Source organism: Kushneria indalinina DSM 14324, assembly GCF_003385845.1.
GTDB lineage: Bacteria > Pseudomonadota > Gammaproteobacteria > Pseudomonadales > Halomonadaceae > Kushneria > Kushneria indalinina.
The window spans coordinates 559,729-574,697 of record NZ_QRDJ01000008.1; the positions used below are offsets into that span (position 1 = coordinate 559,729).

Annotated in this window: 14 protein-coding genes; 6 read left to right on the forward strand and 8 right to left on the reverse strand. The window is 55.5% G+C overall.

Annotated elements, in window-relative coordinates:
- Window positions 1-143: 143 nt before the first annotated feature.
- Window positions 144-1,334, reverse strand: coding sequence for a CynX/NimT family MFS transporter (locus tag C8D72_RS13525; protein WP_115854946.1), 1,191 nt, complete (start codon window positions 1,332-1,334; stop codon window positions 144-146).
- A gap of 229 nt (window positions 1,335-1,563) precedes the next feature.
- Window positions 1,564-2,169 carry an HAD family hydrolase gene (locus tag C8D72_RS13530; protein ID WP_115854947.1) on the reverse strand — a complete coding sequence of 202 codons (606 nt, stop codon included), beginning with the start codon at window positions 2,167-2,169 and terminating at the stop codon, window positions 1,564-1,566.
- 147 nt (window positions 2,170-2,316) lie between these two features.
- On the opposite strand from C8D72_RS13530, the gene C8D72_RS17610 reads away from it, so the two are divergent.
- The gene (locus C8D72_RS17610) at window positions 2,317-2,673 is read left to right on the forward strand and encodes a hypothetical protein (protein ID WP_211308850.1); all 357 of its coding nucleotides are present in this window, start codon (window positions 2,317-2,319) and stop codon (window positions 2,671-2,673) included.
- A gap of 145 nt (window positions 2,674-2,818) precedes the next feature.
- Here the strand turns inward: C8D72_RS17610 and C8D72_RS13540 are convergent, their stop codons facing one another.
- A complete protein-coding gene (locus tag C8D72_RS13540; protein WP_115854948.1) occupies window positions 2,819-4,498 on the reverse strand; it encodes a methyl-accepting chemotaxis protein in 1,680 nt (559 codons plus the stop codon).
- 198 nt (window positions 4,499-4,696) lie between these two features.
- On the opposite strand from C8D72_RS13540, the gene C8D72_RS17385 reads away from it, so the two are divergent.
- Window positions 4,697-4,936 (forward strand): hypothetical protein, encoded by a 240-nt coding sequence (locus C8D72_RS17385; RefSeq protein WP_147301539.1) that lies wholly within the window; start codon window positions 4,697-4,699, stop codon window positions 4,934-4,936.
- Window positions 4,937-5,671: 735 nt separating this feature from the next.
- On the opposite strand, the gene C8D72_RS13545 is transcribed toward C8D72_RS17385, so the two are convergent.
- The 4 genes from C8D72_RS13545 to C8D72_RS13550 all read right to left on the reverse strand — a co-directional run bounded on the left by C8D72_RS13545 (window position 5,672) and on the right by C8D72_RS13550 (window position 9,275).
- Window positions 5,672-6,352, reverse strand: coding sequence for an SLATT domain-containing protein (locus C8D72_RS13545; protein WP_115854949.1), 681 nt, complete (start codon window positions 6,350-6,352; stop codon window positions 5,672-5,674).
- Window positions 6,353-6,368: 16 nt separating this feature from the next.
- Window positions 6,369-7,352, reverse strand: coding sequence for a hypothetical protein (locus C8D72_RS17390; RefSeq protein ID WP_147301540.1), 984 nt, complete (start codon window positions 7,350-7,352; stop codon window positions 6,369-6,371).
- On the reverse strand, window positions 7,330-7,884 hold the full coding sequence (locus C8D72_RS17395; protein WP_211308851.1) for a hypothetical protein: 555 nt from the start codon (window positions 7,882-7,884) through the stop codon (window positions 7,330-7,332). The genes C8D72_RS17390 and C8D72_RS17395 overlap by 23 nt, the downstream gene beginning before the upstream one ends.
- Window positions 7,885-8,414: 530 nt before the next feature.
- A complete protein-coding gene (locus tag C8D72_RS13550) occupies window positions 8,415-9,275 on the reverse strand; it encodes an alpha/beta fold hydrolase (protein ID WP_211308852.1) in 861 nt (286 codons plus the stop codon).
- Between the two features lie 180 nt (window positions 9,276-9,455).
- Here C8D72_RS13550 and C8D72_RS13555 point away from each other — a divergent pair, with 180 nt between their 5' ends.
- Together C8D72_RS13555 and C8D72_RS13560 are read left to right on the forward strand one after the other, a co-directional pair.
- Window positions 9,456-9,878: a GNAT family acetyltransferase gene (locus C8D72_RS13555; RefSeq protein ID WP_115854950.1), complete on the forward strand. Its 423-nt coding sequence runs from the start codon at window positions 9,456-9,458 to the stop codon at window positions 9,876-9,878.
- Window positions 9,879-10,040: 162 nt separating this feature from the next.
- The gene (locus C8D72_RS13560; protein WP_115854951.1) at window positions 10,041-11,105 is read left to right on the forward strand and encodes a hypothetical protein; all 1,065 of its coding nucleotides are present in this window, start codon (window positions 10,041-10,043) and stop codon (window positions 11,103-11,105) included.
- 187 nt (window positions 11,106-11,292) lie between these two features.
- Here the strand turns inward: C8D72_RS13560 and C8D72_RS13565 are convergent, their stop codons facing one another.
- On the reverse strand, window positions 11,293-12,180 hold the full coding sequence (locus C8D72_RS13565) for a LysR family transcriptional regulator (RefSeq protein ID WP_147301542.1): 888 nt from the start codon (window positions 12,178-12,180) through the stop codon (window positions 11,293-11,295).
- Between the two features lie 246 nt (window positions 12,181-12,426).
- Here C8D72_RS13565 and C8D72_RS13570 point away from each other — a divergent pair, with 246 nt between their 5' ends.
- Both C8D72_RS13570 and C8D72_RS13575 read left to right on the forward strand, forming a co-directional pair.
- A complete protein-coding gene (locus tag C8D72_RS13570) occupies window positions 12,427-13,398 on the forward strand; it encodes a Bug family tripartite tricarboxylate transporter substrate binding protein (protein WP_170140607.1) in 972 nt (323 codons plus the stop codon).
- Window positions 13,399-13,484: 86 nt separating this feature from the next.
- Window positions 13,485-14,969: a sulfatase-like hydrolase/transferase gene (locus tag C8D72_RS13575; RefSeq protein WP_115854954.1), complete on the forward strand. Its 1,485-nt coding sequence runs from the start codon at window positions 13,485-13,487 to the stop codon at window positions 14,967-14,969.

Below are 14,969 nucleotides of genomic sequence, written 5' to 3' on the forward strand. Positions count from 1 at the left end.
GTAGAACAGTTTTTTTGATGCGAAGCCAGACATTGTGCCGATGTGTGCTTTGCCGATGAGCTGACTTCATGCATTGAGCGTGGGAGTACCGTCTGGTCGAGCCCCCGGGGGGTGTGAAGTGCCCCGGGAGCATCAGCACTGAATCAGTCGTGCTGCCTGACCAGACGATCACGCCCCGCGCCCAGCGCCACGACCATCGCCCCCAGACCGATCAGCCCCAGCAGAATGCCCACGACGTCCCAGCCGCCGGACCAGTCATGCAGAAGGCCGACCAGCAACGGGCCGAAGGCAGCCAGCACGTAGCCAAACCCCTGTGCCATGCCGGAAAGCTCGGCGGCCGTATCGGCATCCGGCGCGCGCAGCGCCAGCAGCGTCAGCGCCATGCTGAACGTGCCGCCCTGGCCCAGACCCAGAATCACGACCCACAGCCACAGGCTCTGTGTCGGGGCATATAGACAGCCTGCCAGACCACACAGGGTGAGCAGCATCACGCTGATCAGCACGGCGCGCTGATCCTTCATGCGGCCACCGATCAAGGGCGCCAGGATGGCGGTAATGACCTGACACAGAATCGAGATCGACAGTGCCAGGCCGGCCGTGACCGGGGACACGCCGCGGTCCTGCAAAATGGTCGGCAGCCAGCCGAACACCGTATAGGCCAGCGACGACTGCAGCCCCATAAAAAGCGTCACCTGCCAGGCCAGGGCGTTGCGATACAGAGGGTGGCTACTCGGGGGACGCACGCGAGCGGTATGGGTAACACGAAGCTGCGGGATCCACACCAGTGCGGCAATCACGGCGGGGAGCAGCCAGAAGGCGAGCGACGGCTCCCACTGCTCACCAAACGCCTGACGCAGCGGCTCGGTGGCCCCGGCGGCCAGCGAGGCGCCTAGATTGAGCGCCACGGTATACAGCCCGGTCATGAGGCTGACCCGGGTCGGGAAGTCACGTTTGACGATGCCCGGCAGCAGCACGTTCATGATGCCGATACAGGCACCGGCCAGCGCCGTGAACACGAAAAGCCCCAGCGTGCCGCTTAGAGGGCGCGCCAGCAGCGTGATCGCCAGCAGGATGAGAATGACAAAGATGGTGCGCTCAGGCCCGATGCGTCGCGACAGTCTGGGCGCCAGCGGCGCCGCAAGCCCCAGGCAGATGACCGGCAGCGTGGTCAAAACGCCCTGGGCGGCCGGCGACAGCGACAGCCCCTCGGCGATATTTTTCAGCACCGGGGACACGCTGGTCAGCGCCGGTCGCAGGTTGATGGCCACCAGCAACAGCCCCACCAGCGCCAGCGCCCCCTGATACCCCTTTTTCGTGAAGCTTACCGATGACATGCAACGACATTCCTGATTGGACAAAAAAGTGCCCCATTCTGGGGCAGAATGTCGCATCAGGATAGCGGCCGCACCCTCGGGGGTCGCCGATGAGCAGGTTGTCGTCACCTCCTGTGTGACTCTCTGTGTGACTCTCTGTGTGACTCTCTGTGTGACTCTCTGTGTGGCTCTGACTCTGGCTCAGCCGAGGGTCGGGGCATTCCCGGGGAATGGCCGTGATTCTGACGATTCAGGCATGGCGCAGTGCCGCCCGCAGGGCAAGGCAGTCCTTTAAATGGTAATCGGTATGCTCGGGGCAGGCGTTATCCGGCACATTGACCATGACCGTACGGGTGCCTGCCGCGCGTCCGCACTGCATATCCAGCGGGCTGTCGCCCACCATCACCAGCTCGGAAGGCGCCACGCCCCAGTGCCTGATGAAGTGCTCAAGCCCGCCCGGGTGCGGCTTGGGCGGCGCATCTTCCCGGCCCAGCACATCTTTACGATCAAAGCAGTCGGTCAGGCCAATCACCTCCAGCGTGATATGGGCCAGTTCGCGCGCGTTGCGGGTCAGAATGCCGAGTCGGTAATCGCGTGCGCAGAGTTCCCGTATCAGCGCTATCGCGCCCTCGGCCGGCGTCGAGCGGCCGGCCAGCTCGCGCTCGTGATCCATCAGCCAGGCATGACTGGCGCGGCGTTTTTCCTCAGGCAACGCCTCAAGATGCTCGAGGATGTCGCTGTCATCGGGGATTTCCAGTTCGCGCCGGATGAGCTGAAAATCATGCACGCCCACGGTCAGCGTGCCATCCATATCGAACACCCAGTGCCGGCAGTCGTTGAGAGAAGCGATGGTCATGAGACACCCATGGTCAGGGAGAGACTGTCATGGTGGCACGCCGGAGCGACGTTGGCAGGGCCTGTCTTGCAGATTTCTTCAGGTAGAGAGAAAGTCGAGAGTTGGATCAACCTTGAGACAACCCCTGCCACGCGAAAGGAGCTTTCCATGAACATTGCAAAAGCAGTCCTCGTGACAAGCGCCGTAATGCTGACAGCAGCGGCCGGGCCGGTACTGGCGGCTGACAACACCGCGGATTGCAGTCAGTTAAATGGCGCACCGGGAGAAGACGGCAAAACCGGCACGGCGGCCTGTCCACGGGGTGGCCATGGCGGGGCGGGTGTGGACGGGGAAAACGGTGGCAGGGGTGGTGATGGGGGCGACGGCGGTGCCGGAGGCAAGGGTGGTGATGGAGGAAAAGGGGGCGCTGGCGGCAAGGGCGGTGACGGTGGCAGGGGCGGCGATGGCGTTAGCGGCCCTGATGGACAGAATGGTCGCGATGGCGCCGACGGGAAGGATGGCTAAACCGATCAAGCGACAATAGCAGGGCCGTGGTCGCTGATGCTGACCCGGTCCGGAAAGCCCCGTCACGAAGCCCGCACGATCGTGACAGGGCCCTTGCCAAACCCGGCGGCCGGGCTGTCCGGGGAAGCCACTCGGAGCACGGACGTCAGGCCGGTAGCGGGGCAGGCACATTAGCATGACGCTGGTGATCATCTGACGATGGCAGGGTGTCCCGGGTTATCTCCTGATCGGTGGTCTCTACCAGGCAGGGCTGCTCGTGTTCGGCTTCCAGGGTGTCGGCCACATGAAAGTGACCGGCACTTTGCGCCTGTTGTCGGGCACGCGCATCAAGCGTTCGGGTCGCTTCCAGGGTCTGCGTCGAGAGCGCGGCATTGCGCCGGGTAGCGGAGGCAATGTTTTGAATGGCGTGCTCCATCTGCTGCACGCTGTCGCGCTGTTGATGACTGGTGTGGGCAATCCCTTCAAGCAGCTCGGTCAGTGCTTTCGCATGCCCGCCGACCTGATCAAGCGTCTCCTCGGACTGTTTGATCAGGGTAGCGCTCTGCGACACCGTGTCATGCGTGGTGGTGATCAGTTCACGGATATTGCGGGCGGCTTCGGCCGAGCGGTTGGACAGGGCACGAACCTCGCTGGCCACCACGGAAAACCCGCGCCCCTGCTCTCCGGCCCGGGCGGCCTCGACCGAGGCATTGAGCGCCAGCAGATTGGTCTGAAAGGCGATGGCGTCGATCAGGGTGATGATGTCCAGCGACTCACGTGATCGGGCCAGCGCCGTATCGATCATGTCGGTGGCCCTGAGCGTCTGACCATTGGCGGTTTCCAGCTGGGCTGTCGTCGCGCCGGCCAGCTCACGGCACTGGCGCGCATGGTCAGCCGTCTGCGCCACGCTGGCCATGATGGCGGCCATGCCGGCCGTGGTCTTCTCGACCGCACCTTCCTGCTGCTGGCACTGGTCGGCCAGCACATGACTGTTGCGCGCCAGAGCGCTGGCATCCTCCTGCTGGGCGTGGCTGTCCTTTTGCAGCTGCCGGGCCAGGTCACGCAGGGCATGCTGCATGCCCATCATTCCCTCGACGAGATCACGAATATCACGCAATCGACAGCGCATGGGTTCGGGGGTATCCAGATGGCCCTGGCTGATGCGCTGAAAGGTATGGCGTATATGATCCAGCGGCCGCAGGACGTATCGGCGTGAGAGCATCACGATGCCCCCGACCAAGGCGAACATGACCAGCGCCGCCAGGGGACCGCCCCACTGAACCCACTGAAGATTGCGTGCCATGCCCTGCGAGGCGGCCAGCACGCCGGCATTGCCCGCCTCTGCAAGCTGTTGCATCGACTGGTCCAGCTCGGCAGTGAGCGCGTTGGCCTGCTCGGAAAGCTGCTGATAACGCGAGATATCCCACTGCGCCAGCGCTTCGAAGGCGGGGGTAATCGCCTCCTCGGTCAGGGCGGTAATATCGGCACGCACCTGATCCACCAGCGCCTGCTGGGGGGAGGGCAGTGCCTGTGCCGGCCATTGAGCAAAGCCCGTGCGCGCCTGCTCAAGGCTTTTTTCTGCACTTTCCCAGGAGAGGCGCGCCTGTTTGACCTTCAGGCGGTTGTATTGTGTCTGATAGGTATCCAGCAGCACCCGGGTACGCATGAGATCGCTGTACACCGTATTGGCCGTGCCCAGCTGCTGAATGTTGAGCGTGTAGAGCGTATTAAAGGCCGTGCGTCCCTGTTGCAGAGCGGCCGCGCTTCCCAGTCCCAGTAGCAGCATCATTGCCAGAAAAAGCCCCAGCACCCCAAAGAGACCGGTGCGAAGTGTCAGCCTGAACATGGTTTAGCCCTTTTTTATTCGACGCAGTAATACCCAGGGGCGAATAACACCACACCTATGTAAATTTTTTGTTACATAAAGTGGCTTATTGTGAGCGACAAGCTCCGGTATTGGCGCCGCAGTAAACCGGCGTCCAATTCCGCCGATATAAGGGGCTCGATGGTTCACACGAATGGCGTAACAGGAGAGGGCAGACCCATGAGCACCCTGCTTGGCATCAATACCGTGTTTTGTGAAGAGTGTGGCGCCCACGCACGGGTCCATACTTCCCAACCCTGTCAGGACTGTGGCGGGCACTTTATCTCTCTTGCCGCCCCGGTCGAATCGCGCCGGGCGCCAGCAGCGTTAACGCCTTCAGCCTCCAGAGCCGTGGGCGCCGGTCGCTGGTGGCAACTCCTGATCGCAAGTCTGGGATTTATCGGCCTGCTCTGTATCTGATTCTCAATTCCTGCATCACCTGTCAAACGCCATGGCGCGAGGAGAAGACGGCAGAAGACAACCAGAGTGCCGTGGGTGGATGTCAGCTCCCCGACAACGGGCGGTAGTCAAAATGGACCGGCGTGGTGTGGCTGTCTGATATTACCTGGCGATTGGAGGCGGGCTGTCGGTGCGGTCAGCGCTGTCAGGATCCTGCTATCGACTCGTTGCGATCACCTGCCTAAGCGAAACAGTGACTCCTCGATTCAGCGCTTTCAGTGCTCTCTTTTTCATGAAAGGCGGCGGTGCCTTTTGTTGATCGTTCTATATCCGGCTCGTAGTAGAGAGGGCAGTTGCTGCTGATGATGGAGCGCATCGAACAGAGCAGCGAAAAGAGGGAGGTATATAAAAGGGAATATAGTGTTGGAAAGTGCTTTTTAACGGCGCTCCCCGTCAGGATTCTTTTTAAGTCTGAATAAATTGTTTTTTATGAATTTTTAAATTTATTGGAAGGTTGGTATGCCACTATGTATACCACAACCTCTGTAAATTACAAAGTTTTGTACTGTTGGGTTATTGATATCACTTGAGCTACTGGCTCGCCTGATGTTTCAATGAGCTACCTATAGGTAGTATCTATATCGTCGGTTAACTACAGAGATATGCTACAACAATATTTTATAGCATGCGTATTTCAAAAGATCGGTAGCTGTTTCTGATCTGCAAGTTATTTATATTTTTTTGGTGTAAGTCATCTTATAAGTATTCAGTTAGCACCTTTGTGATTCCTATCATATCTGTGATGAAAATAACTTCTATCGATAGAAGAAAAATCGGAACTATAAACGGGAAACCTCTTTGAATATTTGCCTGCAAAAAAATTTTAAATTTAGGCAGGCCGCAAAAAAAGTAATCTCTATTCATTTCTAGAATAGCAAGCCCGTAGTCACTTCTAATATGATTCTCTGTGTCAGTTACGATGTCTGAATAACGTTCTTGATATGCAGCCAGATCGTCGTTTGAAAAAACAATTTTAGTTTCTTTGTCTTTGTCAATCGATCTGATTAATTCTTTAAGTTTGTCACCGCATTCAGTAAGCGTCTCTGCTCTTACTTCAAATCGAGATGTTCCTATTACTACAGAATAAACCAGTACTGATACAGCTAAGAATACCTGCATCATATTTAAAACGTCTGGGGTGAACGATAACGATACGCCTGCACTTTGGATTAAAGGAATAAATATTAAGCCTAAAGACAAAGAAGTAGTTGTAAAAAAGGCAAAAGCCCCTTGTCTTTGAAGACGAACTGCGGCGTTATATCTGCATTTGGCCGTAACCCTCATACTCATTTGTAGCTTTTCAGCCGCTGTTTTTACGGTTCTTTCTCTTTCTTTTAAACAAAGCAGCCATTTCAGAAAAGTTTTGCAATATTCCATAGCGGTCTTACCTAAATTAAGTTAAGTCTGGATTGTTTAAAGAATAAATTATTGTATTGTGCACATCGTTTACTGCGTTCGGTGTTTTTTCAAACAAGATCCCTACATTTTCTTTAAATTCTTCTACGTTTTTCAAACCATCCAGTAACGCTGTATTGGCCAATCCTTGACATCTTGAAACACTAAATTTTGTTATATTTTCATATAGTTCTAAGGTGTTCTTTTCAAAATCCATAATTCTAAAGCCTGAATGTACTGAGTCATTCCGGAAGTTTCTAATACTGTCGATATCTTTGACTAACTTTTTCGCCCAAAAAGAATAATCTTTATGGGTTTCAAGCTTCTGAATCGTGTTTGCTGTTACATCTTTTCTATGCTTTCCATTTGGGAAGCCTAAGAACCACCTGACCATGCCAACGATGTTATCATTAACGGATTCTTTAAGAAGCGCTTCAAGAGCAAACCAGTTAAATAATATTCTGAGTTGTTTGTTGCTCTCATAGTTGCTTTTTCTCGACCAGTGTAGTGATCGGGAATACCTCTGGCTAAGATCGTTATCTAAAGATAGTAAATAGTTTATCCAGTCATAGCTTCGTATACTGTTTCTTTGAATTAAAAAACCCATTGCTCCCTCGAACCCCACTTTTTCAAGTGGGAATGTTTCCCCAGTGTCCATGTTTTTTATAAGTCCAATGCTGGAAATTTTTAATTTCGATATAGATGTTTCAACTGCTTTTAGATCTAGGATCTCGTTAAATGTGTTTTCGGCGCTATTGAGTGCTTCTTGAATATTTTTAGATGTTAAACACGTGGCAACTCTGGCGCTAAACATGTATTGTTCGTAATCTAAGCCATGACTGTTCGCAGATTTTTTAAAAGTATCAATTTCAAAGGGAAAATCATTTCCATGAGGTCTAATTTCAACAGTGCCATAGACAGATGTTTCTGATACTGAAATACTATATTTATCAAGCAATTTAATAATTAAGAAGTTGGTCATTTTGATAAGGAAGGGCTTTGATAAGTCGTGGAATAAGAAGTTTTTTAATTTCGGTTTTTTGATTAGCTGATTTTAAACTTAATTTATTTTCTTGGAGGTATTTGGAAAAATAAAAAGCTATTAGTTCGCTTTTGAATTTGATGCAAGATTCTAAAATAAATGAAAGGCGCTCATTTTCTACTTCGTTAGATAAGATGTATTCGCAACATGATTCGGCCCCCTTTTTATAATTGAGTGCAAAAAATAACTGCAATCTGTACCAAATTATTTCGAGTTCGGGGTGGTTGAGAGATGTTAGTTTTTCTTCGTATATAGCTGCTTCTTTTTTGTTAAAAGTTCTTATTGATAGCTTATATCCTGTTTTTAAAGTGTAAGCGTGATCGGGTTTTAATGTATAAAGCTCTTTAAAAAAATAGTTGGCCTCAATATATCTTTCTTTAGCAAGCAAGGCATTTATTAAATCTCTCAACCTTTTAATGTATTTTTTGTTTTTTTTCGGCGTATCTCTGTATTTTTTTTCGATCAATTCCAAGGTGCACCTATATAGTTGTAAGCAATGCGAAAAATATTTTTGTAAGGTTGAGGCTTCCAATTCGGATGATGCTCTCTACGCGCTGTCGACTCCCCGCCCCGCCTGCGTTAAATGGGTCACCCCTGCAAGAGGCGCCGATCCGCGCCAGCACTGGGCCTCGTAGCGATTCGACGGTCCCAAAAAACCTTGCGTTTCCTTGCCATTCCACACCGGCCACACCGAGTGGTGTGGGGTCAAAAGCCGACTCTGTGATACACGTTGCCGCGCTGACCTGAAAGCGGTTGTCTCTTGCGATCCTCGGCAAGCTCTAAAAGTCTTTTCAGCACAATATTCGAGCGCGCTGATTAAGTAAAGTTGTGTAACAGGAAGGTGAGACAAAAGCAGTACTCATCACGAGCTCTTTCGCTCGCCAGAATGAAATGATCACGCCTCGCTTTAGCCTGTTCCGGCCGCTGCGCTATTCGGACTGGTGGCTTCGTCACCGAGGCGTTTGATTCATGGGATAGGGAAGGGAGGGGCAGGGTTAATGTCTATTGCCTGAAAAACCTGAGCAGGGCGTTGGCCAATGCTTCTGGCGCTTCTTCGGCCATATGGTGACCGCAGTCGATACCGTGACCTGAGAGTGTGGTGGTCCATGGCCGCCACACTTCCAGTACATCGCCATAAAGTCGCTCCAGATCATCACGCAGTGACCACAGCACCAGGGTAGGGCACTGAAGGCGCCGGTCCTGATCGCGGTCTTCTCTGTCATGCAGATAATCAATGCCCAGGCCTGCGCGGTAATCTTCAATCATGCCGTGCACAACCTCCGGGTCATGAATGGCCTGTTGGAAATCGGCATACGCTTCCGGCCCCATGATGTGTGGATCAGTGCCATACCACGCATCAGGATCAGCAAGAATGGCGCGTTCCGGTTTCTCTGGCTGGGCGAAGAAAAACCAGTGCCACCACGCCGTGGCAAAGCGGGCATCGCACTGCTCCAGGGCTTCCAGAATCGGGACGCCATCCAGTATGGCGGCGCGTTCGATGACGTTGGGGTAGTCCATGGCAGTGCGAAAGGCGGTATAGCTGCCCCGGTCGTGCCCCACGATCGTGAAGTGATCAAAGCCAAGGTGCTGCATCAGCTCGACACAGTCGCGCGCCTTGGCACGTTTGGAAGAACCGGCATGATCCGGCGTGTCCGCTGGCTGGGAGGATTGACCGAAACCTCTCAAATCAGGGCAAACCACGGTGTAGTAGGGGGCCAGTAGCGATGCGACCCGGTGCCAGGTGGCATGTGTACGTGGGTGGCCGTGTAGCAACAGTACCGGCGGACCGGAGCCGCCGTGTCTGACACGCAGGGTGGCCTCGGATAATTTGATCATTTCAAGCTGAAACCCTTCGAATATCATCGCGGCCTCCCTTCGAGATATGTGCGCCTGCTTACTGAAGAGTAGCGCCAATAACCCAACCCACTTGTCCTGATGTAACGGTTGCGCCCCGATCCACCCTTTTCCAGCCTTCCTGCTTTGGCGAGCAACAGGGTGTGGCACGTTATTGACCAAAACACGTAGACCTATAAGGAGAGCCTTTTGAAGATTCGAACGTTCAAGCTTGAGGATCAGGCAGCGGTCATCGCGCTCTGGCAGCGCTGCGGCCTGACGCGCCCCTGGAACGATCCCGTGCGGGATATCGAGCGTAAATGCAGTGAGGACCCGACGCTGTTTCTGGTCGGTACCGATCAGGATGGCGGCGTGATGGCATCCGCCATGGTGGGCTTCGATGGCCACCGCGGGTGGCTCTACTATCTGACGGTTGATCCCGAGCATCAGCGGCAGGGGTATGGCCGGGCGCTGATCGAGCAGGCTGAGCGGCTTCTGATCGAGCGGGGCTGTCCGAAGCTTATGCTGATGGTGCGTCGTGGTCAGTCAGGACTGGAAGACTACTATCGCGCGCTGGGCTTTGAGGAAAATGAGGTCGTCACGATGGGAAAACGGCTGATCGAGGATGATTGATGGGCAGGTAAATCCCGAGCCGGAGACGGGGTGATCCTGTTTTCAAACTTAATTGATCGGAGGCATACCAAAAGATTGGGGAAAGTTGTAGTTCTTTTTTGGTAGCGGACTACATTAAAGATCCTGCTGTTTAACAAGAATACGTTCAAGGGAGTTGAACACATGCCGCAGCCAACCAGGACCCAATCCTTCGCCTTTAACAAAGGCGGTGACCAAACGTTTGTATTGCCGGAAGACGTCGACACGCTGGCGTTGAACGCACAGTTCAACGAGAGCCGTGCCAGATCCGGCGAGACGCTTTCGGCCACCGCTCAGGGCGAGACGCTTGAAACGCTGATGCTCAGTGGCAATGGCCGCATTGAATGGGACAACAGCGCCATCGAGAGCACGGCGGTCACCTATACCGATGCCAGCGCGCTGGAAGGCGGGCTTGAGTACACGGCCTCTGCCGCAGTGCAGGAGACCATCGTGCTGGGCGGGAGCGGCAATGGTGCGGATGTGCTGTATTTTCCCGAGGATGCATCACGATACGGTCAGGATGGCGATGGCATCGATACGCTGATCGGCTTTGATGGCATGCAGGACACGCTGTTTGTGAACGATGAGATCATGGCCTCCTTTGAGACCATCGATTTTGATTATGCCGTGACCGCCTGGGATGCCGGCTCGCTCGAAGAGGCGTTCACCATGGCAGGCGAAATGGACAGTGGCGATGCCGTGATTCCCGTGTTTTTTGAAGACGACTTCTATCTCTATCGCGACAGCGGCCCGTCCGGGCTGGATGACAACGATTTTGCCCTGCGTCTGAGCGACCTGGCCGGCGGGCCCAATACCCTGTCGGATCGTCGTGACATGATTTCCAAAATGGCGCCGGCGCCCGAGGGCCCCTTTACGGATGTCATGGTCGAGGGCACGGTCAGCGGTACCGAAAATGCGCCCGACAGTTTTGTGCTGGGCGACGATGATGCCTGGTGGGGTAGTGTCATCACTGACTTTGAACTGGGTATCGATCGCATCGATGTGTCCGGGCTGACCGGCACGGATGGTGAAGCGCTGGCCTTCGACGATATCCATTCGATGTATAACGGCAGCGGTATTGACCTGATGATCGACGACGGAGCAGGCACCAATACGGTCACGCTGATCGGCATCCCCAAGTATGACCCGGGCGCACCGATGGGGGAGCTGCACTACGCAATGGGGTCGGAAGACTTTCTGTTTGCCTGATCAGTTGCCAGATGTGCCTCGATAAACGAAAAAGCCCCGCTTCGGCGGGGCTTTTTTGTCGCTGCAGGGGAAGCCGGTAATAACGTGGTGCGGTCAGGTTGACGGTCGCTCATTTCATTGGCTTCTGACACCCGTTGCCGAGGTCCGGCAAGGTTCAGTGTGGTCCTGCCCCTTGAACATGTCGGGCCTATTGCCGAGAAGCGTCTCTGGCGACGGCCAGAAAGTTGTTCAGCACTGGATTGGTGGCATTTGCCGACCAGGCCAGAACCAGTTCGGCCTGTGGGGCTTCAGGGTCGGCCAGTGGGCGGTACACCACACCTTCTATCGACAGGGCAGCCGCCGAGCGGGGCAGCAGCGTATACCCAAGGCCTGCGCCGACCAGGCCAATGATCGCATGCAGTTGTTCAACTTCCTGGGCGATGGTGAATTCCACATTGTGGCGCTCACAGAGTGGCCGGAAGACCGAGAGCAGGTAGGTCGATTTTTTGGCCGGCGCAATGATCATGCCGTCGGTCACGATATCCGCGAAGGCGATTGCGGTTTTCTGCGCCAGCGGATGATCGGCAGGCAGCGCGACCTGATACGGCTCGCGCAGCAGCGTCATGGTCTTCAGGGCATCAAGGCCTGCAATGGGCCTCATCAGGGCGGCATCGAGCGTCTCTTCCTGCAGCGCCTGAACAAGCTGGGCAGAGATCAGCTCGTTCAACTCCAGTCGCACATGGGGATGATGACGCCGAAAGCGCGATACCGTTCGGGGGAGCAGGTGAAGCGCGGCATTTTCCACGAACCCCAGTCTAAGTTTCCCGATCTCTCCCTTTGATGCCCGGCGTGCTGCATCGATGGCAATGTCGTATTGCGTCAGGACACGTCGAGCCTCCTCCACAAAGGCCTTGCCCGCTTCGGTAATCACGACCTGACGCTGGGTACGTGAAAACAGGGTCAGCCCCAGCTCGCGCTCGATTCTCTGTACCTGCTGTGTCAGCGCCGACTGGCTGATGCCCAGCCTGGCAGCCGCCCTGACAAAGTGACGCTCTTCCGCCAGTACGGCGATCGATAAAAGGTAGTTTAAATTCACGGCGTTAGACTTGAGTCTCAAATAAGTGATTCTTATTAGATTATCAAATTCTATTGGTTATTGTGGATCAAAAGTCATCCTCGCACGTCAGGTTCCGTCCCGTTTGACCCTTGAATGGAACGATAACGTTGCCGGATGCCTTTCCAGGCTGATTCAAAAGAGAAGTTCTCATCAGCAGCGCTTATAAAACCGATAACGGGTTCTGGAAAAGGCGCGTCACTCTACATGACCAAAAGGGACAACATCATGTTCAAACGCATTGCCTTGCCTCTGGTGGGCATACTCCTGGGTTCGCTGGCGTTTTCAGGTGCGCAGGCAGGCCAGGGAGACTGGCCGCAAAAGCCGATTCATCTGATCGTGCCCTATTCGCCCGGCGGTAACGTTGATCTCATCGGCCGAACATTGAGTGAGCCGCTCAGCAAGGAGCTGGGCCAGCCGGTGGTCGTGGAAAATCGGGCCGGCGCCGGTGGCACCATCGGCAGTGGCGAGGTGTCACGCGCCAACGCTGACGGCTATACGCTGTTGCTTGGTGACATCGCGACGCATGGTATCAACCCGCATGTCTACGACGACCTTGCCTACGACCCGGTCGCTGATTTTACGCCCATCGTTCAGATTACCTCCGTGCCACTGGTACTGGGGGTTGGCCCCCGGCTCGACGTATCCACCTTCGAAGAGTTCAGGGAGCTTGCGGAGTCTCGTCCGGAGGACATCGATTACGCTTCGGCAGGGATCGGGACGCCTCAGCACCTGTCGTTTGAATATCTTGAATCGCTGCTTGGTTTTGAAGGGCTGCACATTCCCTATCAGGGGTCTTCTCCTGCCCGTACGGCCCTGATTGGCGGTGAAGTCGGCGCCTTCATCGATGGCACGATGGTGCCCGCCGTTCGGGAAGGCTCGATCAAGGCGCTGGCGGTGACCAGCGCAGAACGGGCACAGGCGCTGCCGGATGTCCCCACACTCTCCGAGCTGGGGGTCGACATGGTGTTCACGTCCTGGCATGGCCTGTTTGCACCGGCGGACATCGATCCCGCGATTGCCGAGCGACTCAACGAAGCCATGAACAAGGTGCTTGATGAGCCGGCTGTTCGTCAGCGGCTGGAAGCGGTCAGCATTGAAGTGATCGGTGGTACCGCGGATGAGTTCGCCACCTTTGTTGACACGCAGTCCGAGACACTTGGCGAGCTGGTCGAGATGGCTGATGTGTCAACGCACTAGTTCCGGAACAGATCACGTCGAATCTGTCGCGGATCGGTCTCAACATCGATCTGCGGCGGCGCTCACTCTTTCATGGAAGGTCATCGATGTCTGACTCAAGGCCCAACGTTTTATTCATCTGCGTGGATCAATGGCCGGCCGATCTGCTGGGCTGTGCCGGCCATCCCGTCATCGAGACGCCCACGCTGGATCGGCTGGCGGAGCTGGGCACACGCTATACCCGGTGCTATGCCGAGACGCCGATCTGCATTCCTTCACGGCGGTCGATCATGACCGGTGCCAGCTCCCGGTTGCACGGTGATCGGGAATTTCAGCCTTCATTGCCCATGCCAAAGGATCTGCCCACGCTGCCGCAGTGCTTCAAGGACAACGGTTACCAGACCGCCATGACGGGCAAGCTGCACGTCTATCCAACGCGTGATCGCATCGGTTTTGAAGAGGCATGGCTTGCCGAGGAAGGGCGCGGGCAGATCGATGGTCCGGATGACTACGAGATATATCTGGCGGATTCAGGATGTGTCGGGCAGCAGTTTTTGCACGGCATGAGCAACAATGAATATGAATGGCGACCCTGGCACCTGCCGGAGCACACCCATGTTACCTCCTGGACGACCACTACCGCGGCACGCATGATCAAGCGTCGCGACCCTACTCGGCCCGGGTTCTGGTATGTCTCCTATACGGCGCCGCATCCGCCGCTGGTCCCGCTTGCCTCCTATCTGGAGCGCTATCGCGACCGCGACATGCCGGTGCCGACCGGGTCGGAATGGTCCCGGGATACGGAAAACCTGCCCTATGTGCTACGTGCCGTGCAGGAGTACTGGCGCGATCTGGCCCCGGTGCAGCATGCCAACATGCTGCGAGCGTTCTACGCCCTGTGTACGCATATCGACCATCAGATTCGCGTACTGATCGGGACGTTGAGGGAAGAAGGGCTGCTCGATAACACCATCATCTGTTTTACCGGCGATCACGGCGACATGCTGGGCGATCATGGGTTTTATGCCAAACGACTGATGTATGAAGGCTCGGCGCGCGTGCCGTTCATGCTCATCGACAAGCGCGATGGCGGGCGCGTGACGCCCGGGGCGACCGATGACCGTCTCATGGGGCTTCAGGACATCATGCCAAGCCTTCTGGAACTGGCTGGTCTCCCCATGCCCGAGGGCGGCGACGGCAGGAGTGCGGTGAACGGCGAACGGCGTCATACCTTCTACGGGGAGGCGTCTGCCGGGGTGCGGGCTACCAGAATGATTCGCGATGAGCGCTACAAGTTGATCTGGTACCCCGCAGGCAACCATTTCCAGCTGTTCGATCTGCAGGAAGATCCGCTGGAGGAGGTCGACCGAATCGACGATCCCGATCATGTCGATATCGTGGAACGTCTGAAGGGGTCGCTTCTCGAACACCTTTACGGTGAAGACCTGGAATGGATTCGTGATGGTCAACTGGTCGGCACCGAAGCGCCGGCGCATCAGCCTCATCATAACCGGGGTCTTTCAGGGCAGCGCGGGCTTCACTATCCAGAGCCGCCTCGGACCGACCCGTCCAAACCCGTTGGATCCTGGTAG

Coding starts and splice junctions, on each gene's coding strand:
- C8D72_RS17610 (WP_211308850.1), top strand. CDS start 2,317: ATGAACATTGCAAAAGCAGTCCTCGTGACAAGCGCCGTAATGCTGACA.
- C8D72_RS13560 (WP_115854951.1), top strand. CDS start 10,041: ATGCCGCAGCCAACCAGGACCCAATCCTTCGCCTTTAACAAAGGCGGT.
- C8D72_RS13570 (WP_170140607.1), top strand. CDS start 12,427: ATGTTCAAACGCATTGCCTTGCCTCTGGTGGGCATACTCCTGGGTTCG.
- C8D72_RS13530 (WP_115854947.1), bottom strand. CDS start 2,169: ATGACCATCGCTTCTCTCAACGACTGCCGGCACTGGGTGTTCGATATG.
- C8D72_RS13540 (WP_115854948.1), bottom strand. CDS start 4,498: ATGTTCAGGCTGACACTTCGCACCGGTCTCTTTGGGGTGCTGGGGCTT.
- C8D72_RS13575 (WP_115854954.1), top strand. CDS start 13,485: ATGTCTGACTCAAGGCCCAACGTTTTATTCATCTGCGTGGATCAATGG.
- C8D72_RS13550 (WP_211308852.1), bottom strand. CDS start 9,275: ATGATATTCGAAGGGTTTCAGCTTGAAATGATCAAATTATCCGAGGCC.
- C8D72_RS13525 (WP_115854946.1), bottom strand. CDS start 1,334: ATGTCATCGGTAAGCTTCACGAAAAAGGGGTATCAGGGGGCGCTGGCG.
- C8D72_RS13545 (WP_115854949.1), bottom strand. CDS start 6,352: ATGGAATATTGCAAAACTTTTCTGAAATGGCTGCTTTGTTTAAAAGAA.
- C8D72_RS17385 (WP_147301539.1), top strand. CDS start 4,697: ATGAGCACCCTGCTTGGCATCAATACCGTGTTTTGTGAAGAGTGTGGC.
- C8D72_RS17390 (WP_147301540.1), bottom strand. CDS start 7,352: ATGACCAACTTCTTAATTATTAAATTGCTTGATAAATATAGTATTTCA.